The sequence below is a fragment of the Aliiroseovarius salicola genome (assembly GCF_027891095.1).
Lineage (GTDB): Bacteria > Pseudomonadota > Alphaproteobacteria > Rhodobacterales > Rhodobacteraceae > Aliiroseovarius > Aliiroseovarius salicola.
Window position 1 is genome coordinate 1 of the sequence record NZ_JAQIIO010000013.1, and the last position, 23271, is coordinate 23271.

A 23271-nucleotide genomic window follows, 5' to 3' on the forward strand; every position below is an offset into this window, starting at 1 on the left:
GTTTGTGGCCATGGTATTGGTCCTTTCAGTCCGTCAGGGCGTCGAGCGCGCGAGAGATGCGTGCAAGCCCTTCGGTGAGGTTATCGGTGGAATAGGCGTAGGAAAGGCGGAAATGGCCGGGCAGGCCAAAGGCACGGCCGGGCACCAGCGCCACCAGCGCCTCGTTCAGTAGGTAATCACAAAGATCGGCATCAGTCTCAATCACGCTCCCATCCGGGCGTTTGCGCCCGATGGTCCCGGCGCAGGAGGGGAAAACGTAGAACGCGCCCTCCGGCACCGGGCAGGTCAGGCCCGGCATGGTGTTGAGAGCGGATACAACCATGTCGCGGCGTGATTTGAACGCGTCACAACGGGTGGCAAGGTGATCTTGTGGACCGGTGAGGGCGGCCAGCGCAGCGGCCTGTGAAATCGACGAGGCACCAGAGGTGGATTGGCCCTGTACAGCCACCATCGCCTTGATCAGAGAGGCCGGACCAATACCCCAGCCAAGCCGCCATCCGGTCATCGCATGGGCCTTGGAGACACCGTTCACAATCAGCGTGCGATCCGCCAGATCGGGCGCAGCGCTGACAAAGCTGGCGAAAGGCGCATAGGCGATGTGTTGATAGATCTCGTCGGCGATCACCCAGACATGGGGGTGGCGGCGTAATACATCTGCAAGCGCGGCAAGCTGCGCCTCGGAATACATCGCACCAGACGGGTTGCCCGGCGTGTTTAAAAGCAGCCAACGGGTCTTGTCGGTGATGGCCGCCTCAAGCGCCTCTGGCGTCAGCAGGAACCCGGTCTCTGCAGATGTTTCCACCACCACCTGCTTGGCCCCGCAGAAGGTGAACATGTCGCCATAGCTGGTCCAGTAAGGCGCGGGCAGGATCACCTCATCGCCGGGATCCAATGTGGCTTGAAAGGCGTTTGACAAGACCTGTTTTGCCCCGGTTGAAACAAGGACCTGTGTGGGATCAAAGTCAAACCCGGCCTGCGCGGCGATGGCTTTGCGCAAGGCAGGGGTGCCTTGGGTGGGTGGATAGGTGGTTTGGCCTGCCCGCGCCGCCTTCATCGCGGCGTCGATCACATGGGGCGGGGTCGGAAAGTCCGGCTCTCCGGTTCCGAATGTGAGCACCGGTTTGCCCTCAGCCTGCAGGGCTCGTGCAGCTTCCGAAATACGGACGATTTCCGAAAGCGACAGGGCGGCAGCGCGCTGTGCGCGACGGAATGGGGCGGGTTGCGGCATGGTTTGATCCTGATCTTGCGCTACAGTCATAGGTTACACCATGGAACCCGGTGGAAAAAACGATATAAGGGCATAAGGTTATTCCAAAAGGGAATGTTATGTCGCGCCGATTTGCCCCTCCGATATCCTGTCTGACCGCGTTTGAGGCGGTGGCGCGCCTTGGGGCTGTGACCGAAGCAGCTTATGAACTTGACCTGACGCAAAGCGCGGTCAGTCGGCAGATCCAGAAGCTTGAGGCATTGGTGGGCACAAGTTTGTTTCATCGGGATCGCAAGCGATTGACCCTGACAGAGCCGGGCGCGCGCTATGCTGAAGAAGTGCGCATAGCGCTGTCGCAGATCACCAATGCGACAATTGCCCTTCAGGCCAACCCGGATGGGGGCGCGCTCAACCTAGCGATTCTGCCCAGTTTCGGCACCCACTGGCTGGCCCCTCGCTTACCGGGGTTCATGCAGGACCATCCGGGGATCACATTGAATATGTCCACCCGGACGGCCCCTTTTGCCTTTCCCGGATCGGGATTTCATGGCGCGATCCATTTTGGCCAGCAGGATTGGCCGGGGGCAGGGGTGGTGAAGCTTTGGGATGAGGTGGCGCTGGCCGTGGCAGCACCAGAGCTTTTAAGCCAAGACACCGCAGATCTTCCGCGTCTGGCATTGGAAACCCGACCCGATGCCTGGGCGCAATGGGCGGCAGCACAGGGGGAAGCGCCGCGCGGCAAACCTGCGATGGTTGTGGATCAGTTCGCCACCATGTTGCGTGCCGCACAGGCCGGACTTGGGGTGGCCTTAATGCCGGATTATCTGGTGGATCAGGCGCTTTCGCAGGGCAGCCTTGTCCGGTTGCCGGGAACCAAACCCGTGAGCACCGGCGCATATTATCTTGTCTGGCCCGAGGCGGGTGGGGACTACCCGGCTTTGGCGGCGTTTCGGGAGTGGTTGTTGCTGCAATGCGCGCAACGCCTGTGATCAACCGCGCTGTCTGACCTGTTCGGCCCTGACCTGATTGGGGGTTTTGGAATATTCCAACCGGTAGGCCCGCGCGAGCGATGAACTGTCGGAAAACCCACAGGCCAGCGCCACTTCGATCAGCGGCATCCGCGTGTCGGTGACTAGGTCATGGGCGCGTTTCAGGCGAATTTTTTTGTAAAGCCGTGCTGGGGTTTCATTCAGGTGGATCAGGAAAAGCCGTTCTAGCTGGCGGGTTGAGACGCCCACCCGCTTGGCCAGCGCGCTGACCTTGAGCGGGTGTTCCACCGTTTCCTCCATCACCCCAATTGCGCTTTGCAGCCGCTTTTCGAGGAAATTCGAAGAATGGCTCATGCCCTTCGGCTGGTCCCGTTGTGGGCCGCGGATGTCGGTCAGGACCAGCTGTGCGGCCAGTTCCGCCGCCAGTTGCGGGCTCAGGTCCGCAGAGAGGATCCCCACCATCAACTCAAGCGTATGTCCAAGACCCGCGCAGGTCATGACACCACTGGATTCTTCAGCCAGATGTGTGGTCAGCGTGGGGAAATCGCCCGCTTCAGACAACACGTTCACATCCCCCCAATGGGTTGTGACCGGTGTCTTTTTCGGTTTGATTTCTTTGATGTATTCGGTCGACGCCGCAGATAAAAGCACAACCCGGCGCTTGATTTTCTGCATCGCCCGAAGTCGAGGCATCCAGCCCGCCCCCTGACATTCCTTCCCGCCAATCACGATTAGGATCTGCTTGAGATATTGTTCGGCAATCGATGGCTCGGCCCGTACCATCATGTCGCCATTGCTGTGGACGATGCCCGGTAGGTCCGAGGTGATTTGCCAATCAAATCGTTCCTGCCCGCAGACTTCATTGGCAGTGTTCAGCGCAGACAGAACCGCAGCAAGTTCCACCTGCCAAAACCCCGGTTGCACAAAGATCTCGACGCTGACGGCTGACGTCGAAGCATCGGGTGGGTTGACAGGATCAGGACGTTGGGGGGAGGACATATGGCAGGCGCCTATGTTGCGGGCAGGGATAAGTGTTTCCCTGTCTCCAACATTTGGCACCGCCAAGCAACCCTAAGGGCGTCAATGAGGCGTTCAAAACCGTCAGAACCGATCCTTGATCAGATGGGTCAGGGTTGCACCTGTTTCATAGTAAACCTGTTTCATCCCGGCCATGGGCAGGGTGTGATGCTCTTGCGGTGTACGGGGCAGGGAGGATGTGTCACCCGTTATCAAAGCGTCTGCCATTGCTTTGCCAAACAATGTACCCGGCCCGATGCCGCGCCCGGAATAACCAAAAGCAATCAGGGCACCCTCTCCCGGAGACATGATTTTTGGCAAATACTCCCCGGTCATTGCGATACGCCCGTGCCAGCATTGAGAAAGCGTCACCCCAGCCAGTGCCGGGAACATTTTTGCCAGTTTGCGTTTGACCCAGCTCCGGTGGACAAAGCTGCCGGGATGATCAAGGGACCCCATGCCGCCGAGGATCAACCGCCCGGCCTGATCAAGCCGCCAGGACGACATCACCATCGCGGTGTCCCAGCATCCTTCTCGTCCGGGCAGGATCTGATCCAGTTGTTCACCCGACAGCGGCTCTGTCGCCGCCTGGAAAAAATGAACAGGAACGGTTGCGGGCGTGGGCAGCCCCTTGATCGGCAGCGCATAGGCGTTGGTTGCAATGATCATCTGTTGTGCGGTGATCTGCCCGCTGGGCGTGGTTACGATCCACTTGCCCCCGGAACGTTCAATTGCCGTGGCCGGGCTGTTTTCATGCAAATGCGCGCCGCGCTCCATCGCCGCCCGGGCCAGCCCTTTTGCGTAACCCAGTGGCTGGATGGTGCCCGCGCGTGGATCATGGATCGCCCCGTGAACCTCTTCTGACCCGACACGCGCCTTGGCTTCATTGGGCGATAAAAGCGCGACTGGTGCGCCAATCGCGGTCAGTTGTCGATGCCGGTTTTCAAGATCACGCATCCCGCTGGGTGCGTGGGCGCAGTGCAGCGTTCCGGACCGTACTGGTTCACATTGGATCGAAAATTCCTCAATCAGGTCAAAGACAAGATCCGGGGCACCTGCCAAGGCAGATGATAGCTTGGCCCCAGCCGCAGCACCAATCCGTGCCGAAATCTCTTCCGGGGGCAACCAAAGACCGGCATTGACCAGCCCCACATTGCGCCCTGATCCGCCGCCGCCAAAGGTGCCCGCTTCCACCAGCCGGACCTCCAGCCCCGCTTTTGCGCAATGAAGGGCTGCGGACAGGCCAGTATACCCCCCGCCAATCACCACCAGATCGGCGGTCACCGTCCCGTCAAGAGCGCTCGCGCGCACTTCCTCGCGGCAGGTCTGATGCCAGTGGCTTAGGGTAATGTCGGATTTGGTGATCGGCGCCATTTCCGCTGCTCGTGTCCTATTGAAATTTTAAGCTGAGATCACAGGCAGGCGCTGTTCACCCAGCCCCTCAACCCCCAGCACCATTTCGTCCCCGTCATTCAGATAAACCGGAGGGGTCTGCCCCATGCCCACACCGGGCGGCGTGCCGGTCGAGATGATGTCCCCCGGTTCCAGCGTCATGAAACGTGACAGGTAAGAGACCAGATGGGCCACCCCATAGACCATGGTGGCGGTGCTGCCCGACTGCATGCGTTTGCCGTTCAGGTCAAGGAACATGGACAGGGCTTGTGGATCTGGCACCTCGTCCTTGGTCACCAACCAGGGGCCGGTCGGGGCAAAGGTGTCATGCGACTTGCCCTTCACCCATTGCCCTGCATGTTCAAGCTGGAAATCCCGTTCCGAGATGTCATTGACCACGCAATATCCAGCGACATGAGAAAGCGCCTCCGCCTCGGTCACGTATTTGGCACGCGTGCCGATCACCACGCCCAGTTCCACCTCCCAGTCGGTCCGGGTGGATCCGCGCGGGATTTCCACCGCATCATTGGGGCCGCAGATGGCTGACGTCGCCTTGGAAAAGATGATCGGTTCCGGTGGCACCTCCATCCCGGATTCCGCCGCATGGTCGGAATAGTTGAGGCCAATGCAAATGAGTTTGCCCACGTCCCCCACACAAGGGCCGATCCGCTCAGGGGTGACGGCAGGCAGGGTGGTCGGGTCTATATCCTTCAGGATCGCCAACCCGGCCTCTGACAGGGCAGCACCGGTGATATCCTTCACATGCCCCGACAGGTCACGTACCTGACCATCCTTGTCCAGCATTCCGGGTTTTTCAGAGCCATGCGGCCCATGTCGCAAAAGTTTCATCGTGTTTTCTTTCCTCTTCCCGCCCGCTGCCCTGGTTTGCCAGCGGAGGATCGTCCCTTGGGTTCTGATGCCGCCTCAATCGCCGATTGTCGCGCCAGCGGGTCATCGGCCACAGCCAGCTCCACGGCTTCCAAACGGTGGATTTCATCGCGCAGGCGGGCAGCCTCTTCAAACTCAAGGTTCTCCGCCGCCTTGCGCATATCCACTTTGAGTGCGTCCAGATGTGCCGCCAAATTGTCGCCGACCAGCGGTTTATCCACGGTTGCGGTCACGCGGTTCATGTCCACGTCACCTTCATAAAGACCGGCCAGAACATCATCGACGTTTTTCTTTACAGTCTCCGGCGTGATGCCGTGCAGCTCGTTATAGGCTTGTTGCTTTTCTCGCCGCCGCTCGGTTTCCTTCAGCGCCCGTTCCATCGACCCGGTCACCCTGTCGGCATACATGATCACCCGCCCGTCAACATTCCGCGCGGCGCGTCCGATGGTCTGGATCAGAGAGGTTTCCGAGCGCAGGAACCCTTCTTTGTCCGCATCGAGAATGGCCACCAACCCACATTCGGGGATGTCCAACCCTTCGCGCAACAGGTTGATCCCGACCAGAACGTCAAACGCGCCCAGCCGCAAATCGCGCAGGATTTCAATACGTTCCAGCGTGTCGATGTCGGAATGCATATAGCGCACGCGGATGCCCTGCTCGTGCAGATACTCGGTCAAATCCTCCGCCATGCGTTTGGTCAGCGTCGTGACCAGCGTGCGATAGCCATCGGCCGAAACCTTGCGCACCTCGTCCAGAAGGTCATCGACCTGCATCTCAACCGGACGGATCTCGACTTGTGGGTCCAGAAGCCCGGTGGGTCGGATGATCTGTTCGGCAAAGACACCGCCGGTCTGCTCCAGCTCCCAGTTCGAGGGTGTGGCCGAGACAAACACCGACTGGGGCCGCATCGCGTCCCATTCTTCGAATTTCAAGGGTCGGTTGTCCATGCAGGAGGGCAGGCGGAACCCATGTTCTGCAAGAGTGAATTTGCGCCGATAATCCCCCCGGAACATGCCGCCGATCTGCGGCACGGAAACATGGCTTTCATCGGCAAAGACAATTGCATTGTCAGGAATGTATTCAAACAGGGTGGGCGGCGGCTCGCCGGGCGCGCGCCCGGTGAGGTAGCGCGAATAGTTCTCGATTCCCGAGCAGAACCCGGCGGCCTCTAACATTTCGATGTCGAACTTGGTGCGCTGCTCCAACCGCTGCGCCTCAAGCAGTTTCCCGTCGGCTTCAAATTCGGCCAGCCGCATGGCCAGCTCCTGTTTGATGTTCTGCACCGCCTGTTTCAGGGTTGGCGTGGGGGTGACGTAATGCGAGTTTGCATAGACACGCACCTTTTCCAGCGTGTCGGTCTTGGCCCCGGTGAGCGTGTCAAATTCGGTGATGCTCTCAAGCTCTTCGCCAAAGAACGAGAGCCGCCAACCGCGATCTTCGAGGTGGCTGGGCCAGATCTCCAGACTATCGCCACGTACCCGGAACGAGCCGCGGTGAAAGGCGTTGTCATTGCGTTTATATTGCTGCGCCACCAGATCGCGCATCATCATCCGCTGTTCATACTCTTCCCCCACAACGATGTCCTGCGTCATGGCGGTGTAGGTTTCCGGAGAGCCGATGCCGTAGATGCAAGACACGGACGCCACGATGATCACATCGTCGCGTTCCAACAGCGAACGGGTGGCCGAATGGCGCATCCGGTCGATCTGTTCGTTGATCTGGCTTTCCTTCTCGATGAAGGTGTCAGAACGCGCGACATAGGCTTCGGGCTGGTAATAATCGTAGTAGCTGACGAAATACTCGACCGCGTTTTCCGGGAAGAATCCTTTCATTTCGCCGTAAAGCTGGGCAGCCAGCGTCTTGTTCGGGGCAAGGATGATTGCCGGGCGCTGGGTTTCCTCGACGATCTTCGCCATGGTGAAGGTCTTGCCGGTGCCGGTGGCACCCAGCAGCACCTGATCGCGTTCACCCGCCTCAAGTCCACCTTTCAATTCGGCAATTGCAGTGGGCTGATCGCCTGCGGGCTGAAAAGGGGAATGCATGACAAACCGCTTGCCGCCCTCAAGCTTGGGGCGGGCGGTTGGGGCCATGGTGGGATTGGTCAGCGGGCTGTGAGGGGCCGCGCCGGATGTGTGAGACATGAACGAATCCTCCGTCCACAAGAATGGTCACTTTTTGTTCCTGTTCAAGAGGGGGGATGTGGTGCCTCCCCCAAAATGGTGAGTTTTATTCAAATGATGGGTTTGTCACATTGATTTTGGTTGAGCTCTGGTGATGTGTTTAAACAACCATTAGTGGTGAACCAAGATTGCGTTGTGCGCGGCTGGCAATATGCTGGCCGCGCTTAACGCTTTTTTAAGACATTGAACAATATTAAGAAACTGATAACGTATAAGGTGAATCTATTTTCAAAAAATACAACCAAAAGTGTTTTTAGCTGTTGCCAAATTATTTCAAATCCGCTTAGTCTGAGAGTGCAAGCAGCAGAACGGTCTGCCGGCGACAACGAAACACCCACCCCACCCCTCGCTCCCTCGTTGTTGCCGGCAGCCACTCTTCCTCAAAAAACAGGCCAGATGCTGAACAAGTGCAGCAAAATCGTTAGCGTGCACCCAGCCTTCACGCGCGATTCCAGCTTGAATTTGCACGTCGCATTAGAGATAAGTATGCGGAACGTTTCAGGAGAACAGCCATGCGCGCCCGTATCTATCAACCTGCTCGCAACGCCATGTCCTCGGGCCTGGGCAAGACCAAGACCTGGGTTCTGGAATACGCGCCGGATGCACCGCGCGATATCGATCCGCTGATGGGCTGGACGGGGTCTGATGATACCCAAAGCCAGGTGAAGCTGAAATTTGACAGCAAAGAAGCAGCGCTGGATTTTGCCAAGGACAAAGGCATCGACGCCGTTGTGCACGAGCCGCATAAACGCGCGGCCAATATTCGGGCCGGTGGATATGGCGAAAACTTCGCCACCAACCGTCGCGGTCCGTGGACGCACTGATTTTCGCTTAAAAGCATTGTGAAGCGCCTTCCAGTTCGGGAGGCGTTTTTGTTTTAAAGCCCTGGAGGGTTGCTGATGGCGGGAGCGAGGCTCTGCCTCGCGCTCCGAGGTATTTTGCGCAAGAAAAAAAGAGCAGATTCCGATCAGCTGCGATCTGACAGGAAGATGTTGGCGGCGGCTTCGAACTCGCGTGGCTTTTCGGCGTGCAGCCAGTGACCTGCACCGGGGATTTTGGCCTGACGGGCCTTGGGGAAAAGGGATTTGATCAGCGCGCGATGTTCCGGCAGAACGTAGTCTGATGCGGCACCGGCAAGGAAAAGGGCGGGGCCATCGAATTGGCCCGAAATGTCGGGGAATCCCACAATTTTCTCCATCTCGGCTTCCAGCACGTCAAGGTTCAAGCGCCATGTCTTGCCTGCAACATCGAGAGATTGCAGCAAAAACGCCCTCACAGAGGGGTCTTCAACATGAGCCGCAAGCTGGGCATCCGCGTCAGAGCGAGTGGTGATCTTCGACAGGTTCACTTTGCGCATCGCATCGATCATCGGGGTCTGGCTATGGCCATAGCCCACCGGTGCAATATCCGCGACAATGAGGCGGCGCACATGTTCAGGATGGGTGAGCGCCAGAACCATCGCTGCCTTGCCCCCCATGGAATGGCCAATCACATCAGCCTGACCACCAAGCCCGCTGATCACCTCGGCCAGATCCCCGGCCAGATCGGCATAGGCGTGGCTGTCGGCCCAATGGCTGCCCCCATGGTTGCGCATGTCAACGGTGATCACGCGACGAGATTTTCCCAGTCGTTTGGCGATGACGCCCCAATTGCGCCCTGATCCAAACAGCCCGTGCGCGATCAGGATCGGGGGGCTTTGGTGTTCCGCGGGGGCGTTGTCGCCATAGGTCTGCAATTCCAACATGATCCTCTGATAGCGTGGCGGGCTTGTGGGATGAACCCCCAAAGCGTAGGTTGCTTGGGTGATTTGGCCCACATGGGGGCAAAATGGATTTGTATCGGAGAACCGCGCGGCTTGCGCGATTGATGGAACACCGCCTTGATGTGCGCGGTGCGGATTTCTCCGCCAAGGTGCACCGGGCCGGGCGGGTGTTGCCCCGCCATGTGCGGATCGAAGCGGAGCGTCTGGTGTGGGCTCTGTCGATGCTGGACCATCCCCGTTTATCGCAACAAATTGATATGAAGGAAATGGCACAAGCCGCACGGATCATCGAGGCGTATCTGCTGTCGGTGGATCCCTGGGACCTGCGGCTCGGGCGTGTCGTGGACTGGGCGGCGGGTCTGGCCTTCAGCCTGCTTCTGCTTCTTGCTCTGTGCCTGTGGATCCTGTTCTGGCGGGGCTATCTGTAGCATTGGGTGCTGCACCTCCTAGCGCGCTGCGATAGACCAGCGTCACGGTGGAAAAGCTCACATATAAAAGCAGGTACCAGCTGCCCATTTTCGCCAAAGAAGCCCAGTCGATTGCCTTGGTGCCCGCATAGACCCAAGTGCCGGATCGGGTGCCGACATTCTCTGCGACCCACAGGAAAAAGCTTGAGAAAAACGCGGCGACCGGCAGAGGCATCCAGTAGAAACGGCCGATGCGAAACCAGATCTGGGTGCGCCAGTAAAGCAGTACCGTCAGTCCCATCAAGACCCAACGCATGTCCCAGATCCAATGGTGGGTGAAGAAGTTCAGGTAAATCGCAGCGGCCAGCGCGAAATGCGCCCAGAGCGGTGGGAAAGGGGTAAAGCGCATCTCAAATATGCGAATGACCCGCGCCATGTAACTGCCGACGCTTGCGTACATGAAGCCGGAGAAGAGCGGCACCCCCATGAATTTCAACACACCCGGTTCAGGATAGGCCCAGCTGCCCATCTGGATCTTGAAGATCTCCATGATCGTGCCGGTGAGGTGAAAGAGCAGGATCACGCGGGCTTCTGCCCAGCTTTCCAGTTTCAACCAAAGGAACCCAGCCTGAAGGGTGATGGCATAAATCACCAGCGCGTCATAACGGGTCAGCGTCCACTCCGGTTGCCATATCGCCTTGGTGACCATGATTCCAATGAGCATCAGCCCGCCAAACAGCGCCGCCCAGCCCTGCTTCAACACAAACATCACAAACTCCGCCACGCCATAAGGCAGGCGCGCGCGCATCCATTGGCCGAGGGACTGTTCCGTGTCGCGGGTGGTGTGGTGGGTCATGCGGTGTACATCTCTTACAGAGGTGACCTGAATAGAAATTGAGATTTCCGTTTTGATTTTGTAGCGTCTCAACCTGAAAGTGAACCCTCTGAGCAGTTTTTCCAGAGGAACCGATTACAAAAAGGTAGATCGATGCAAAGTATAAACGAGGAAAAGCGTGGGGTGTATCTGCATCTTGGGGCTCACCGTACGGGTACAGGCAGTTTTCAAGAGTTTCTAAGTATGAATGCCGGGCGACTAGAAGATCATGGCGTCAATCTAGCCGTGTCCAATCGCGATGGGCAATTGCGCAGCGGATTAAAGCTACGCCTGCCTGGCAAGCGGCATTTCCGCAAGAATGATCTGGACGAACACCGGGTCTGGTTAGACGAACAGATTGACAAAACCGGACTCAATCGGAAGCGGCTGACCCTGGTGTCCGAAGAGAACTTTCCGGGCACGATTAATACGCTGATGTCTCCCGAGATCTATCCGATTGCCGACAAAAGACTTCAGTTTTTCGCAAGCAAGATGCAAAAACCCATACGTAAAGCTCTGTTTGTGGTGCGCAGCTATGACAGTTTCTTTGAATCCATTTTTCGCAAGCGGGTAGAGTTCAGGGCGATTGACCCGTTTGATCACTATCGCGATGACATGATGACCATGAAGCGGGGTTGGGTGGATGTCATTCAGGACATTCGGGACGCCACCAAGGTTGATCAGGTGCATGTTCTTCGTTTCGAGGACAGACACGGCTATCTGCGCTTGCTGCGCACTCTGTTGCCCGGTTTGCCGCAGGATGGGTGGCTGGAACCCGATGGGCATCGCAATGTCAGCGCAACAAATGCGGCCTGCCGTGCGATTCAGAAGGCGTTTCATAACGGTGAAAAGCTCTCAAAACAGCAGATCGAGGATATCAAACTCCAATATGCGGCGGATAAGGGCGGAGAGGCGGTTGCAGATTTTTCCAGCTTGGACCGCACTGAATTACAGGACCGATATGCCGAGGACCTTCAGACAATCCGCAACTTGCCGTATGTTACTTTTTCATAAGCCCCACCATCTGGAAGGCGGGACCGGATCCAATGGCACAAGGAGCGATTGGTGTCGCGGGTGGTGCAGGAGTCTTTTATAGTTTGCATGGCAAATCCATGACCCGGAATGGCGATGTTTGGAAAGAAGCGGTGAAGCGCCCGGCGCGGCATCTACCTAACAGATATTGTGCGATGCGTTGCTTGCGGTTTGCATTTGGGTCAGGCCTCACAAATGAAGCAGTAGGTAAGCATTCGTCGCTCGCGAAGCCCCAGCAGTTGATTTTGCGTCATTTCTGCTGCGGTGTCCCCGAATAAAAGTTGCGTTGTCACGGGTAGTGACCGCGTTGGCTTGGGCTGGGTTGCTCTTTCCTTGAGCCAGTTGAAACTTTCCGCAGTTGAATCCTCTTCATGCAAAATCCTGAATCCGGCTTGCAAAAGATAGTTGGACATTTCCGCAGGTGTTGCAAGCTGGCTGATTGATGCATCCGTCGCCCACGGCGCCGGGTATAGGACATCGCCACCTTCCCCCTGAACAATGTCATATATGCCAAATCGCGCACCCGGTTTCAGGACCCGATGCGCCTCTTGATACATTGCCAACTTGTTAGGGATATTCATAGCAACATGAACTGTGACCGCGCCATCGAACTGATTGTCTGGAAACGGCAGGTCTGTGGCATCCCCTTGAAGGAAATCAGTTTTATCCCCGAGATCGACCCAATTGGAAATTGCATTCGCCGCTTCGCAAAACTCAGGGGTCAGATCGACGCCAACAACGCTTGCGTTGGCTTCCTCTGCGATCGTTCGGGCCACACCCCCCAATCCGCTACCGATATCAAGGACATGGTTCCCCGGCGCCAGTTTCATCTGTTCCAGCAACTGAACTGTCGCTGCTCTTCCGCGAAAATGAAACTCATCAATGGGTTCAAAATCAGAGGGCCGAAGATTAGACAGATCAAACCCCGAGCTTTGAAGATCATTTGCGATCCTGTCGGTCAAATTCATGCCGCGGCCGTAATGTGTTGATATCTGTTCTGGCATGTCACCCCCCACTTCTCGGTTTGAGCATCGTCATCAATTGACGACATCACCTGATCGCTGAGTTGGGAGTTTAGCACATCTGGCAACCAAACCTGAGAAGCCGTGGAAAGTTGGTGGGCAGCCTTGGGTGTTTTCCTTGTTTCCTGCAAATGAAACGCTCCGCTATACTATCCATGGGAACCTGCATGATAATAAGTCCACAACAGAAGTATAACTTGTGGGACCAACACGAAAGCCAGTGTGATGCTCAGAGCTTTAGCGATGTTGGGTTTTGACCAACGGGGTCCCAGAAAGTTGTCGGTCGCTCTTTGGTTTAACGAAATCCAGAAAGCAGAAGCATAAGCCGAGCCAAACGGAATGCCCGCTAGCACGATAAAAATTATTAAGCCGTTTAGATTTGAAATGGGCCCATCAAAGAGAGCAAAAGTGAAAACGCAGATTGTTCCCACAACTCCTCCAATTACAACAGCTCCCCAGTACCCGCCTGTTTGAGAACGTAACCATAGCTTGATGATTGGGACGGCGCATAAGGTGATGAGCGGCGCAAGCAGCATGACCGCAATTGCAAGTAACGCCGCCATGTCGTCATTTGTGATAGCCGATTTGACCATCATGAATCCTATTAAGGGCGAAGCGAAAACACTCCAAACAGGCCCTAAAACTATGGCGTCGAGAAATGAGGGCCAAATTCTTACTTCATCAATCGAGTGGGCCACGTTCCCTCGCAGGTAATAAAAACTCAACTTAAAGTTGATTGTAGGTTTTCTCTGGCAGCCAATCAACCCAGTTGAATACCCCATACTAAAAAAGCCCCGCCAGATGGCGGGGCTTTCGTTTCATACCGTTATGATCCGCCCGATCACAGGTTCGGATACAGCGGGAAGCGGGCGCAGAGGGCGGCGACTTTGGCGCGCACCGTGGCTTCTACATCTGCGTTGTTATCCGGGCCATTGGCGGCCAGACCGTCGACCACTTCGATGATCAGATCTGCGATTTCGCGGAATTCTGCTTCACCAAAGCCGCGGGTGGTCCCGGCAGGGGTACCCAGGCGGATGCCCGAGGTGACCATGGGCTTTTCCGGGTCAAACGGGATACCGTTTTTGTTGGTGGTGATATGGGCACGGCCAAGGGCGGCGTCCACGATGTTGCCGGTCACGCCTTTCGGGCGCAGGTCGACCAGCATCAGGTGGGTATCGGTGCCGCCAGACACGATGTCCAGACCGCCTTTGATCAGCTGATCAGCCAGTGCCACGGCATTTGCACGCACTTGCTTTTGGTAGGCTTTGAACTCGGGCTTCAGCGCTTCGCCAAAGGCCGCGGCCTTGCCAGCGATCACATGCATCAGCGGACCACCCTGGATGCCCGGGAAGATGGCCGAGTTCACCTTTTTGGCAATATCGGCATCATTGGTCAGGATCATCCCGCCACGCGGACCGCGCAGGGTCTTGTGGGTGGTGGTGGTGGCCGCATGGGCATGCGGGAAGGGCGAGGGGTGCTCGCCTGCCGCAACCAGACCAGCGATGTGGGCCATGTCGACCAGCAGGTAGGCGCCAACCGAGTCAGCAATCTCACGGAATTTGGCGAAATCGATCTCACGCGGAATGGCCGAACCGCCAGCAATGATCAGGGCGGGTTTGTGCTCGGTGGCCAGTTCCTGGATCTGATCGTAGTCGATCAGGCTGTCTTCGCGGCGCACACCGTAATGCACGGCGTTGAACCACTTGCCCGATTGGTTCGGACGCGCGCCGTGGGTCAGGTGACCGCCGGCCGACAGGTCCATGCCCAGAATGGTGTCGCCGGGTTTGATCAGCGCCTGGAACACACCTTGGTTGGCCTGCGAACCCGAATTCGGCTGCACGTTGGCAAACTCACAACCAAACAGTTCCTTGGCGCGGTCGATGGCCAGATTTTCGGCTACGTCCACATATTGGCAACCGCCATAATAGCGACGCCCCGGATAGCCCTCGGCGTATTTGTTGGTCAGAACCGAACCCTGTGCCTCCATCACGGCGGCTGAGACAATGTTCTCGGAGGCGATCAGTTCGATCTCGTCGCGCTGGCGACCAAGCTCATTGGTGATCGAACCCCAAAGCTCTGGGTCACGAGTGGCGAGGCTTTCGGTGAAGAAGCCAGGATCACGGGTATCAGTCATGCGCGTTTGTCCTCTGCTGGGTGACAATGGTGAGTACGTTGTTGCGTATTTCCTATCGGAAACATTTTAGGGGGCAAGGGGCAGAATGCGACCTAGAGGTGGAAAGACGCGTCATGACTGGCACTTTCGCGAAACTTGTGGTTCTTTCGGAAACGACGGACAGGAAGGGAAACCAAGATGTCGCAGAGAATCGCTTTCCTCGCCAGCGAGGCGCAGGTGGCACAGGTCGCACGTGAAGAATTGGTGGCACGATATGGAAATGTGCCCCCGGAAAAGGCAGATGTGATCGTGGCGCTGGGCGGCGATGGGTTTATGTTGCAGACCTTGCACGAGACCCAGGAACTGGCGGCACCGGTTTACGGAATGAACTGCGGCACCGTTGGATTTCTGATGAACGAATATAACCTTGATGGGCTGATTGATCGTCTGATCGCGGCCGAAGAAGAGGTGATCAACCCGCTTTCGATGACTGCGGTGGATGAGGAAGGCACAACCCATGAGGCGCTCGCCATCAACGAGGTGAGTCTGCTGCGCGCCGGTCCTCAGGCTGCAAAATTGCAGATCAGCGTGGACGGGCGGGTGCGCCTTGAGGAGCTTGTCTGTGATGGGGCGCTACTGTGTACCCCCGCCGGGTCGACCGCATATAACTATTCCGCCCACGGCCCAATTTTGCCGATTGGGTCCGATGTGCTGGCGCTTACCGCCATGGCGGCGTTTCGCCCCCGGCGCTGGCGCGGAGCGCTCTTGCCGAAAAATGCCACCGTCCGGTTTGACGTGTTGCAGCCAGAGAAACGCCCGGTGATGGCAGATGCTGACAGTCGTCAGGTACAGAATGTGGTCTCGGTCGAGATCCGTTCGGATGCCGAGATCAGTCATCGGATCCTGTTTGATCCGGGGCATGGATTGGAAGAGCGGCTGATCCGAGAACAGTTTGTCTGATCTGTGGCGAGGCTGGATCAACCGCCCTCGGAAGGGGCCTAAAAAGTTTAAACTTTGACGGTTTCAGGTATTAAAGAGTTTAATGTTTCGCGTTTGTGACCGTTAAAGAGTTTAATGTTTTTGCCCATACCGACGCGATAGACAAGACTGTGTGAGCGGCTCAACTCACACTTTGGCAGTCCTGCATTCTTATGCGTCACTGTCCCAAAACCCGGAGACATAATGCGCCTGTTTGCCCTGACCTCGCTGACCATGATCGCATTTGCTGCGAATTCCCTGTTGAACCGCGCAGCTTTGGCAGGGGATGCCAGCGATCCACTGAGCTTTGCGCTGATCCGGGTGGCCAGCGGGGCGGTCATGTTGGTGGGGCTTGTGTCTATGCATCAAGGGTTTTCAATACGGCGCCCCGATCTCTGGGGGGTGATCGCGCTGACAGTATATCTCCTTGGTTTTTCATATGCTTACCTAGAGATGGATGCCGGGCTTGGGGCGCTGATCCTGTTTGGTGGCGTGCAGGTGACAATGTTTGCAGGTGCGGTATATGGGGGTGAGACCTTACCGGCGATGCGTTGGATTGGGGCCGTGTTGGCGCTTTCTGGACTGGCCCTTCTTTTGTGGCCGAGCGAAGGGATCTCGCTCTCTCTTGTCAGCTTTTTCCTTATGTCCGTTGCCGCCGTTGGATGGGGTGTTTATTCCCTGATCGGGCGCGGTGCGACGGACCCTCTGGGGGCGACGGCATGGAATTTTATCTATTCTCTTCCATTGGTTGCAATGGTCTGGGTGTCGAGCTCCAGCGAGGTGGTGTTGTCATTAGAGGGCGTCGCCCTTGCCATATTCTCGGGTGCCATCACCTCAGGTCTCGGCTATGCGCTGTGGTATTCTATACTTCCACGACTTGGGGCGACCATCGGCGCGCTGGCACAGCTGTCGGTCCCGGTGATCGCGATCGCGATGGGAGTGGTGTTGCTCGGCGAAACCCTGACGATGCACATGGTGGTGTCGGCGCTGTTGGTGCTGGGGGGGATCGCTGTGGGGATGGTGAAAATAGAAATTAATTTAAATAGTTAGCTGGGTTAATTGTTCCAGATTTCCCGCTTGCGATAAATTGTGGATGGCGACAACCCAAGTGTATTCGCCGCCTTGGGGATCGACCCGCCATGGGTGCGAATGGTCTCTTCGATCACCAGCTGTTCGATTTCGGCAAAGCTTCGCCCCACCAAATTGCCCAACCCCTTGTCAGGCTGAGCGTGATGCGGCGCGGTGCTGGATGGGGTCTGAATATACGAAGGAAGCATGTCGGCGGTCAGGGTCTTCCCGTCATGACACAACACGGAGTTCCAGATTGCGCATTTCAATTCAAGCACATTGCCCGGCCAGGAATGCCGGTGCAGCCTTTCCAAGGCCTCAGGCGAAATACACTCAAACTTACGCTGCTCTGCCTTGGCGCAATCCTCAAGAAATTGCAGGGCGAGAGCGGAAATATCTTCTTTCCGATCACGAAGAGGGGGGAGCGCGACGGGGACGACATGCAACTGGAAAAACAACTCGTCCAGCACTTCGCCCCCACAAGACAGGGGTTTGGGATCGCGAGAAGTTGCGCTGATAATTCGATTGTCTTCAGATTGAGGGTCGCCCGCTTTAACCTGGTGAAGATTTCCTGATCGAATATACTGCACAAACTGGCTTTGCACGCTGGGGATGAGGTTTGCAATTTCATCCAGATAAATCGTCCCGGGCTTGCTTTGTGTGGTTTCAGTTCGCCCCCAATTTGAATGTCCAGATATAAGGTTTGAAAATTTATCTGGGGTCAAGGACGCGCAGTCGATCACAACAAACTGATCTTGATCGCGCCCTGAGTTTTCATGGATGTGGCGCGCGCAATGCTCTTTCCCCGTTCCGATCTCTCCGTGCAATAAAACAGGCGCCATTGATGCCGCCACGTCTTTCAAAACCTGAAGGATAGATTGCATCTGACTGTTTTCTCCAACCAAACGCCAGCTTGGAGCGGGGTCGAACTCAGCATCATTGGTCGAATGGGAAGATTGACGGATCTGGTCCGAGTTTTCTGGAGCAGAGAGTGCCAATTTGTCAGGGTGCTTGTTTGTGTTGAGGCGTGAAGGTGTCTCAGGGGGACAGGTGAAATTTGACTGCTTGAAACCTTTTGCAGCAGCAGATTGCGGTGCTTCCGGGTCCTCTGACAGAGCATTCGGATCTGCCATAGGTGGGGACAGTGTTTCGGCTACGCTTCGAATGGTGTACTCAAGGCGCTCTTGGCTGAAGGGTTGGAACAGGCACTCAAATACACCGACATGCATGGCCTCGGCGGCAAGGTTGATCTGATCGCTTTGGGCGATGACAACAATAAGCGGTGAGGGATCAAGCCTTTTGAGTTTTTTCAACAAGGGCAATGTTGATGCGCCATTCAGAAGCAGTGGCATGAAAACTGCGTCAGGCACCGACTGAGACAAGCAGGTTTCGACGTGCTGCAAATCCACGGCGTAGATCGCCTTGCCCCCCGAACTTTCGAATAGTTGGGGTGGAATGAGCTCAGCAAGCTTGTCATCGGCCATGACCAAGGCAAGGAGTGTTGAAGCTGTGGTCTTCGTGATTGTCGAATGTGCGGGGCCGGAATTTAGGTCGTTTATATGTATATGCGTCACTGCTGTCTGCCAGATCACCCGGTTCGGGTGAGCTTCACGTAAAAGTTGATTTTGAATCTATAGTTCTGGAAACGGCGTAAGAAAACACCCCTAAATGCAATTTAGGGGTGTTTTTTATCGAAAATTGTAACGTTGGCTATACTTAAGAATAGCCGATTTCAGCAAGTGCGTCCTTGATCTCGTCCAAAATGGCCGGATCGTCGATGGTCGCAGGCATTTTGAACGCCTTGCCATCCGCAATCGATACCATGGTGGCGCGTAGAATTTTGCCTGAACGGGTCTTGGGCAGGCGATCCACGACAATGCAAAGCTTGAAGGCTGCAACCGGGCCGATCTTTTCACGCACCAGTTTTACACACTCCGCAGTGACATCGGCATTATCCCGGTCCGCTCCAGCATTAAGGCAGACCATGCCCAGCGGAAGTTGACCTTTGAGTTGGTCTGTCACGCCAATAACTGCGCATTCGGCCACGTCAGGGTGCGAGGCCAGAACCTCCTCCATTGCGCCGGTCGACAGGCGGTGGCCGGCCACGTTGATCACGTCATCGGTGCGCGCCATGATGTAGACATATCCGTCCTCATCCTTGTAGCCCGCATCACCGGTTTCGTAATAACCGGGGAAGGTGGTGAGGTAGCTCGATTTGTAGCGTTCTTCAGCGTTCCACAACGTCGGCAAAGTGCCTGGGGGCAGGGGGAGTTTGATGGCAATCGCGCCCAGTTCCCCGGCTGGCATCTCATGCCCGCCTTCATCAAGGATCTGCACGTCAAAGCCCGGCATTGGAACGGAAGGCGAGCCCAGCTTGATCGGTAGCTCTTCGATCCCCAGCGGGTTTGCGGCAATCGCGTATCCGGTTTCGGTTTGCCACCAGTGATCGATTACTGGCACGTTCAACTGATCCTGAGCCCAGACAATCGTGTCAGGATCGGCGCGTTCACCGGCCAGATAAACCTGTTTCAGACAGGACAGATCGTATTTCTTCACGAACTCGCCCTTCGGATCTTCGCGCTTCACGGCACGGAAGGCGGTGGGTGCGGTGAAGAAGCTCTTCACATTATGTTCGGAAATCACCCGCCAGAAGGTGCCCGCGTCTGGGGTGCCGACCGGTTTGCCCTCAAACACGATGGTGGTGTTGCCATGCACCAGCGGCCCATAGGTGATGTAGCTGTGGCCCACAACCCACCCCACATCGGAGGCCGCCCAGAACACGTCGCCCGGATCCACGTTGTAAAGGTTTTTCATGGTCCAGTTCAGCGCCACCAGATGCCCGCCCGTGTGACGAATTACGCCTTTCGGCTGGCCGGTGGTGCCGGAGGTGTAAAGGATATAGGCCGGATGATTGCCCTCAACCGGCACACAATCGGCTGGCGCAGCAGCAGCCTCGGCCGCGGCCCAGTCGAAATCACGCCCGTCGATCAGCTCGGCAACATGCTCCTCACGCTGCAGGATCAGGGTAAAGTCCGGCTTGTGCTCTGACAGATCAATGGCACCATCCAGAAGCGGCTTATAGGCGACGATGCGGCCCGGTTCCAACCCACAGGATGCGGCGATGATTGCCTTAGGTTTGGCATCATCAATGCGCACCGCCAACTCGTTCGAGGCAAAGCCACCGAACACCACCGAATGCACCGCGCCAATGCGGGTTACGGCGAGCATGGCAATCAACGCCTCGGACACCATCGGCATATAGATGATGACCCGGTCACCCTTGGTTACGCCCTTGGCAGCCAGCGCTCCGGCAACTTTCGCCACCCGATCCTTCAATTCTGCATAGGTCATTTTCGATTGGCGGCCCGTGATCGGGCTGTCGTAGATGATTGCCACCTGATCCGCGCGTCCGTTTTCCACATGGCGGTCCACGGCGTTCCAGCAGGTGTTGACCATCCCGTCCGAAAACCACTCATAGAGTGGAGCGTTTTCGTCAAAAAGTGCTTTCGACGGAGCTTTGTCCCAGTCGATGGCTTCAGCGGCCTCCATCCAGAAAGCTTCCGGGTTGTCCTGCCAAGCGTTGTATACGTCTTTATATGCCATCATACATGTCCTCCTAAATCCCTTGTGAAGGAGTTAGGCTGGCTCTTGAAGTAAGAGCAAGTATCTTGAGGTGCGGTGCGACCAAAATTCGCAATAACTTTGCAGATCAGCAAAAAATAGCCTGCAAATTTTTGCAAACCGCCTGAAATTGCGGGTGAGAATTGAAAATTAAGTCAACTTTGCAAAACTGCAAAGTTTTGACTGCAAACATTTGCGACGAGATCTGCAGGGGCTATCACCTGCTCAGCTGGCAGAAAAAAAGGGAGCCGAAGCTCCCTTTCCATGTCGTGCAGCTCAAACCCCTTAGCCGTATTCAGCAACCGGGGTGCCCGCGATGGCGGACATGTTCAAAAGCCCGCGTGCGGTGATCGACGGGGTGACAATATGGGCTCGGTTTCCCATCCCCATCAAGATCGGGCCCACTTCAAGTCCGCCGCCCTTGACCTTCAGCGTGTTGCGTACCGCACTGGCCGCGTCGGCGTTGGTAAAGACCAGAACATTTGCGGGCCCGTCAAACCGCGCATCGGGGAATATGCGCTGACGCACTTCTGCGTCCAGGGCCGCATCCACATGCATTTCACCTTCATAGGAAAAATCACGTGGGGCGCTGTCGAGGATCGCCAATGCTTCGCGCGCGCGAATGCCGCTGTCGCTGCCGTGATTGCCAAACTGCGAGTAGGAGCAGATCGAGATTTTTGGCTCGACCCCAAAACGGCGCACATGGCGCGCGGCACCAATCACCGTTTCTGCGATCTGCGCAGCGGTTGGAGTGGGGTGCACATGGGTGTCTGCAATGAGCAGGGGACCGTCCTGCAGGATCATCAGGCTCAGGGCGCCCACTGGGTGCAGGTTTGGGGTGCCGAGGATTTGCTGGATATAATTGAGATGCCAGAGATATTGGCCAAACGTGCCGCATATCAGGCTGTCCGCTTCTTCGCGATGCACCATGATCGCGCCGATTGCTGTGGTGTTGGTACGCAGGATCGCTTTGGCCAAATCAGGTGTAACACCCTGGCGCGACATGATTTTGTGATAGCTGCCCCAATAGTCGCGATATCGCTCGTCCCGTTCCGGGTTCACGATGTCAAAATCGCGCCCCGGCTGGATCGACAAGCCCGCGCGTTCAGCGCGATGGGCAATTACGTCCGGTCGACCGATGAGGATTGGTACATCGGTGGTTTCTTCGATCATCGCCTGGGCCGCCCGCAACACACGCTCGTCTTCGCCTTCCGCAAAAACGATCTTGCGATGGGCTTTTGATGCTGCTTCGAAGACGGGGCGCATAATCAGGGCAGAGCGGAATACGCTCTCATCAAGCTTGGCCTTGTAGGCGCCAAGATCTTCGACGGGGCGGGTGGCTACACCGCTTTCCATCGCCGCCTTTGCCACCGCACTGGCGACCACGCCCATCAGGCGCGGGTCAAACGGTTTCGGGATCAGGTAGTCTTCGCCAAAGGTGAGTTGCTCTCCCTTATAGGCTGCGGCGGCCTCAGCTGACGTGGTGGCACGGGCGAGTGCTGCGATCCCTTCGATGCAGCCCAGTTGCATCGCGTCGTTGATCTCGGTCGCGCCCACATCCAGCGCGCCGCGGAAGATGAAAGGGAAGCAGAGTACGTTGTTGACCTGATTGGGAAAATCGCTGCGACCTGTCGCGATAATCGCGTCAGGAGCGACTTTGCGCACTTCGTCGGGCATGATCTCGGGTGTCGGATTGGCCAGCGCGAAAATAATCGGTTTATCCGACATTTTGGCGACCATTTCGGGTTTTAGGACACCGGGGCCGGAAAGGCCAAGGAATAGGTCCGCGCCCTCGATCACGTCGTTCAGCGTGGCAGGAGACGCGCCTTGTGCATAGGCTGCCTTTTGCGGAGTCATCTCCGCCTCTCGGCCTTCATAAACCAGCCCTTCGATGTCGCAAAGCCAGACGTTTTCGCGTTTTATCCCGAGCTTCAATAGCATGTTCAAACAGGCGATCCCTGCGGCCCCACCACCGGTGGAGACAATCTTGATATCCTCGAATGACTTGCCTACCACCTTCAGAGCGTTGGTGGCAGCTGCCCCGACGACAATAGCCGTGCCGTGCTGGTCATCGTGGAAAACCGGGATGTTCATCTTCTCGCGGCAAATTTGTTCAACGATGAAACAATCTGGCGCTTTAATGTCTTCGAGGTTGATCGCGCCAAAGCTGGGTTCCATTGCGCAAATGATGTTTGCCAGCTTTTCCGGGTCGCTCTCATCCAGTTCGATATCGAAGCAGTCGATATTGGCAAATTTCTTGAAGAGCACCGCTTTGCCCTCCATCACAGGCTTTGAGGCAAGTGCGCCGATATTGCCAAGCCCAAGCACAGCAGAGCCGTTTGAAACCACCGCGACCAAGTTTCCGCGCGCTGTATAACGGCTTGCAGCCGCGGGATTTTTTGCGATTTCCATGCTGGCTTCGGCAACGCCGGGTGAATAGGCCAAAGATAGATCTCGGCCGTTGGCCATCGGCTTTGTCGCTTGGATTTCCAGTTTACCGGGCTTCGGAAACTCATGGTAATCGAGCGCACGCTTGCGCGAATAATTGTTGTCGCTCATGGGGTTCCTCCGTCAAGTCCCGATCCTGAATGGCAATTGTTTAACTTTAAACCATCTGCCGATTTTGCCTGCAATATAAGGACAAGCGCTGTGCAATCAAGTCGCAATCGTCCTGCATTTCGTCGCTTCCTTGTGTCTTTGGGAGAGCGTAGCAGAAAATCG

Annotated in this window: 19 protein-coding genes; 6 read left to right on the forward strand and 13 right to left on the reverse strand. The window is 56.6% G+C overall.

What is annotated here, in order from left to right; all coding sequences use genetic code 11:
* Nucleotides 1-25: 25 nt before the first annotated feature.
* On the reverse strand, nt 26-1258 hold the full coding sequence (locus tag O2N63_RS16160) for a pyridoxal phosphate-dependent aminotransferase (RefSeq protein ID WP_271055337.1): 1233 nt from the start codon (nt 1256-1258) through the stop codon (nt 26-28).
* 68 nt (nt 1259-1326) lie between these two features.
* Between O2N63_RS16160 and O2N63_RS16165 the strand changes: the two genes are divergently transcribed.
* Nucleotides 1327-2196 carry a LysR substrate-binding domain-containing protein gene (locus O2N63_RS16165; protein WP_271055338.1) on the forward strand — a complete coding sequence of 290 codons (870 nt, stop codon included), beginning with the start codon at nt 1327-1329 and terminating at the stop codon, nt 2194-2196.
* On the opposite strand, the gene O2N63_RS16170 is transcribed toward O2N63_RS16165, so the two are convergent.
* The 4 genes from O2N63_RS16170 to uvrB all read right to left on the reverse strand — a co-directional run bounded on the left by O2N63_RS16170 (nt 2197) and on the right by uvrB (nt 7583).
* Nucleotides 2197-3195, reverse strand: a complete 999-nt coding sequence (locus O2N63_RS16170) for a GlxA family transcriptional regulator (RefSeq protein WP_271055339.1) — start codon at nt 3193-3195, stop codon at nt 2197-2199.
* A gap of 102 nt (nt 3196-3297) precedes the next feature.
* A complete protein-coding gene (locus O2N63_RS16175) occupies nt 3298-4587 on the reverse strand; it encodes an NAD(P)/FAD-dependent oxidoreductase (protein ID WP_271055340.1) in 1290 nt (429 codons plus the stop codon).
* A gap of 27 nt (nt 4588-4614) precedes the next feature.
* The gene (locus tag O2N63_RS16180) at nt 4615-5454 is read right to left on the reverse strand and encodes a fumarylacetoacetate hydrolase family protein (RefSeq protein WP_271055341.1); all 840 of its coding nucleotides are present in this window, start codon (nt 5452-5454) and stop codon (nt 4615-4617) included.
* A complete protein-coding gene (uvrB, locus tag O2N63_RS16185) occupies nt 5451-7583 on the reverse strand; it encodes an excinuclease ABC subunit UvrB (RefSeq protein WP_271055391.1) in 2133 nt (710 codons plus the stop codon). The genes O2N63_RS16180 and uvrB overlap by 4 nt, the downstream gene beginning before the upstream one ends.
* A 602-nt stretch (nt 7584-8185) precedes the next feature.
* Between uvrB and O2N63_RS16190 the strand changes: the two genes are divergently transcribed.
* Nucleotides 8186-8497, forward strand: coding sequence for an ETC complex I subunit (locus O2N63_RS16190; RefSeq protein WP_271055342.1), 312 nt, complete (start codon nt 8186-8188; stop codon nt 8495-8497).
* Between the two features lie 143 nt (nt 8498-8640).
* Here O2N63_RS16190 and O2N63_RS16195 read toward each other — a convergent pair whose 3' ends face one another.
* Nucleotides 8641-9417, reverse strand: a complete 777-nt coding sequence (locus O2N63_RS16195; protein ID WP_271055343.1) for an alpha/beta fold hydrolase — start codon at nt 9415-9417, stop codon at nt 8641-8643.
* An 83-nt stretch (nt 9418-9500) separates the two neighbouring features.
* On the opposite strand from O2N63_RS16195, the gene O2N63_RS16200 reads away from it, so the two are divergent.
* Nucleotides 9501-9863, forward strand: coding sequence for a hypothetical protein (locus O2N63_RS16200; protein ID WP_271055344.1), 363 nt, complete (start codon nt 9501-9503; stop codon nt 9861-9863).
* Here the strand turns inward: O2N63_RS16200 and O2N63_RS16205 are convergent.
* Nucleotides 9802-10698 carry a DUF817 domain-containing protein gene (locus tag O2N63_RS16205; RefSeq protein WP_271055345.1) on the reverse strand — a complete coding sequence of 299 codons (897 nt, stop codon included), beginning with the start codon at nt 10696-10698 and terminating at the stop codon, nt 9802-9804. The two genes, O2N63_RS16200 and O2N63_RS16205, sit on opposite strands and share 62 nt — an antisense overlap.
* A 132-nt stretch (nt 10699-10830) precedes the next feature.
* On the opposite strand from O2N63_RS16205, the gene O2N63_RS16210 reads away from it, so the two are divergent.
* Complete coding sequence (locus tag O2N63_RS16210) at nt 10831-11730, forward strand: hypothetical protein (RefSeq protein WP_271055346.1); 900 nt, start codon at nt 10831-10833, stop codon at nt 11728-11730.
* A gap of 200 nt (nt 11731-11930) precedes the next feature.
* Here O2N63_RS16210 and O2N63_RS16215 read toward each other — a convergent pair whose 3' ends face one another.
* From O2N63_RS16215 to glyA, 3 genes are all read right to left on the reverse strand, one after another.
* Entirely contained in the window at nt 11931-12752 is an 822-nt protein-coding gene (locus tag O2N63_RS16215; protein WP_271055347.1) for a class I SAM-dependent methyltransferase, read from the reverse strand.
* Between the two features lie 167 nt (nt 12753-12919).
* Entirely contained in the window at nt 12920-13552 is a 633-nt protein-coding gene (locus tag O2N63_RS16220) for a hypothetical protein (protein WP_271055348.1), read from the reverse strand.
* A gap of 59 nt (nt 13553-13611) precedes the next feature.
* Complete coding sequence (gene glyA, locus O2N63_RS16225; RefSeq protein ID WP_271055349.1) at nt 13612-14904, reverse strand: serine hydroxymethyltransferase; 1293 nt, start codon at nt 14902-14904, stop codon at nt 13612-13614.
* A gap of 177 nt (nt 14905-15081) precedes the next feature.
* On the opposite strand from glyA, the gene O2N63_RS16230 reads away from it, so the two are divergent.
* Both O2N63_RS16230 and O2N63_RS16235 read left to right on the forward strand, forming a co-directional pair.
* Nucleotides 15082-15843 (forward strand): NAD kinase, encoded by a 762-nt coding sequence (locus O2N63_RS16230; RefSeq protein WP_271055350.1) that lies wholly within the window; start codon nt 15082-15084, stop codon nt 15841-15843.
* A gap of 222 nt (nt 15844-16065) precedes the next feature.
* Complete coding sequence (locus tag O2N63_RS16235) at nt 16066-16911, forward strand: DMT family transporter (RefSeq protein WP_271055351.1); 846 nt, start codon at nt 16066-16068, stop codon at nt 16909-16911.
* A gap of 5 nt (nt 16912-16916) precedes the next feature.
* Here the strand turns inward: O2N63_RS16235 and O2N63_RS16240 are convergent, their stop codons facing one another.
* The 3 genes from O2N63_RS16240 to O2N63_RS16250 form a co-directional block, all read right to left on the reverse strand.
* Nucleotides 16917-18413, reverse strand: coding sequence for a sigma-54-dependent transcriptional regulator (locus O2N63_RS16240; RefSeq protein WP_271055352.1), 1497 nt, complete (start codon nt 18411-18413; stop codon nt 16917-16919).
* Between the two features lie 232 nt (nt 18414-18645).
* Nucleotides 18646-20532: a propionyl-CoA synthetase gene (locus tag O2N63_RS16245; protein WP_271055392.1), complete on the reverse strand. Its 1887-nt coding sequence runs from the start codon at nt 20530-20532 to the stop codon at nt 18646-18648.
* A 303-nt stretch (nt 20533-20835) separates the two neighbouring features.
* The gene (locus O2N63_RS16250) at nt 20836-23109 is read right to left on the reverse strand and encodes an NADP-dependent malic enzyme (RefSeq protein ID WP_271055353.1); all 2274 of its coding nucleotides are present in this window, start codon (nt 23107-23109) and stop codon (nt 20836-20838) included.
* Nucleotides 23110-23271 lie beyond the last annotated feature (162 nt).

Coding starts and splice junctions, on each gene's coding strand:
- O2N63_RS16160 (WP_271055337.1), bottom strand. CDS start 1,258: ATGACTGTAGCGCAAGATCAGGATCAAACCATGCCGCAACCCGCCCCA.
- O2N63_RS16165 (WP_271055338.1), top strand. CDS start 1,327: ATGTCGCGCCGATTTGCCCCTCCGATATCCTGTCTGACCGCGTTTGAG.
- O2N63_RS16170 (WP_271055339.1), bottom strand. CDS start 3,195: ATGTCCTCCCCCCAACGTCCTGATCCTGTCAACCCACCCGATGCTTCG.
- O2N63_RS16175 (WP_271055340.1), bottom strand. CDS start 4,587: ATGGCGCCGATCACCAAATCCGACATTACCCTAAGCCACTGGCATCAG.
- O2N63_RS16180 (WP_271055341.1), bottom strand. CDS start 5,454: ATGAAACTTTTGCGACATGGGCCGCATGGCTCTGAAAAACCCGGAATG.
- uvrB (WP_271055391.1), bottom strand. CDS start 7,583: ATGGCCCCAACCGCCCGCCCCAAGCTTGAGGGCGGCAAGCGGTTTGTC.
- O2N63_RS16190 (WP_271055342.1), top strand. CDS start 8,186: ATGCGCGCCCGTATCTATCAACCTGCTCGCAACGCCATGTCCTCGGGC.
- O2N63_RS16195 (WP_271055343.1), bottom strand. CDS start 9,417: ATGTTGGAATTGCAGACCTATGGCGACAACGCCCCCGCGGAACACCAA.
- O2N63_RS16200 (WP_271055344.1), top strand. CDS start 9,501: ATGGATTTGTATCGGAGAACCGCGCGGCTTGCGCGATTGATGGAACAC.
- O2N63_RS16205 (WP_271055345.1), bottom strand. CDS start 10,698: ATGACCCACCACACCACCCGCGACACGGAACAGTCCCTCGGCCAATGG.
- O2N63_RS16210 (WP_271055346.1), top strand. CDS start 10,831: ATGCAAAGTATAAACGAGGAAAAGCGTGGGGTGTATCTGCATCTTGGG.
- O2N63_RS16215 (WP_271055347.1), bottom strand. CDS start 12,752: ATGCCAGAACAGATATCAACACATTACGGCCGCGGCATGAATTTGACC.
- O2N63_RS16220 (WP_271055348.1), bottom strand. CDS start 13,552: ATGGGGTATTCAACTGGGTTGATTGGCTGCCAGAGAAAACCTACAATC.
- glyA (WP_271055349.1), bottom strand. CDS start 14,904: ATGACTGATACCCGTGATCCTGGCTTCTTCACCGAAAGCCTCGCCACT.
- O2N63_RS16230 (WP_271055350.1), top strand. CDS start 15,082: ATGTCGCAGAGAATCGCTTTCCTCGCCAGCGAGGCGCAGGTGGCACAG.
- O2N63_RS16235 (WP_271055351.1), top strand. CDS start 16,066: ATGCGCCTGTTTGCCCTGACCTCGCTGACCATGATCGCATTTGCTGCG.
- O2N63_RS16240 (WP_271055352.1), bottom strand. CDS start 18,413: ATGGCCGATGACAAGCTTGCTGAGCTCATTCCACCCCAACTATTCGAA.
- O2N63_RS16245 (WP_271055392.1), bottom strand. CDS start 20,532: ATGGCATATAAAGACGTATACAACGCTTGGCAGGACAACCCGGAAGCT.
- O2N63_RS16250 (WP_271055353.1), bottom strand. CDS start 23,109: ATGAGCGACAACAATTATTCGCGCAAGCGTGCGCTCGATTACCATGAG.